Here is a 978-nt window from a genome sequence, read left to right as displayed (position 1 = left end):
TGTATGGTCCCGGAGGATGGGGGAGGGATTTTGCGTCGTAGCTTTCAGGCCAACTTATGGGAAAACTACCACACGGCTGCGCCACAACAACGCCGGCAACTCGGCGCCTTATCCAGCAAAGTGCAGAAGGCGTACAAACGCTAGCCACCCGCCTGGGCCTCAACCCCAAAACGGTGCGCAAGTGGCGCCGACGCACGAGCACCGAAGAGGCCGTGCGCGGCCCTAAACCGGCTTCCACCGTGCTGAGCCCGGCCGAAGAAGCGGCCATCGTCCTCTTTCGCCAACAGACCCTGTTGCCCCTTGATGACTGCCTCTACGCCCTGCAGGAATCGATACCCCACCTAAGCCGCTCGGCCCTACACCGCTGTTTGCAGCGCCACGACATCAGCCGGCTACCACCCGCCGACGAGACGGCCGCCGGGGCAAAAAAGGCGCAGTTCAAGGACTATCCACTCGGCTACCTGCACCTCGATTTTGCGGAAATCCAGACCGAAGAGGGCAAGCAGTACCTGTTTGTGGCCATTGACCGCACCAGCAAGCTGGCCTTTGCCGAGCTGCAGCCCAAAGCCACGCAGGCTCTGGCCGTGGACTTTCTGCGCCGGGTAGTGGCTCAAATTCCCTACAAGGTGCATAAGCTACTGACTGACAACGGAATTCAATTCCGAAACCTGCCCCACCACCCGCAAGTGGGCCGCCATCCGATTGGGCAGTTTTGCGATGAGCAGGGCCTGGAGCAGCGCTTTACCAAGCCCGCGCACCCCTGGACGAACGGCCAGGTCGAGCGGATGAATCGCACAATAAAGGAGGCCACGATTAAGCGGTTCCACTACCAGACAACGGCGGAGCTTAACACCCACCTGCAGACCTTCTTAGCTGCTTACAACTATGCCAAACGGCTCAAGCGGTTAAAGGGCCTGACTCCCTACGAATTCATTTGCGCCGAATGGCGTAAAAATCCTACTATCTTTAAACGTGACC

Annotated in this window: 1 protein-coding gene; it reads left to right on the top strand. The window is 59.1% G+C overall.

The window, feature by feature from the left end; translation table 11 throughout:
- Positions 1 to 56: 56 nt before the first annotated feature.
- Positions 57 to 978, top strand: a 922-nt coding sequence (locus QMK33_RS23380; RefSeq protein WP_283567045.1) for an IS481 family transposase, incomplete at its 3' end; no start/stop codon positions are given.

The organism is Hymenobacter sp. H14-R3 (assembly GCF_030063445.1).
GTDB lineage: Bacteria > Bacteroidota > Bacteroidia > Cytophagales > Hymenobacteraceae > Hymenobacter.
This window is presented reverse-complemented; position numbering and strand designations above follow the sequence as displayed.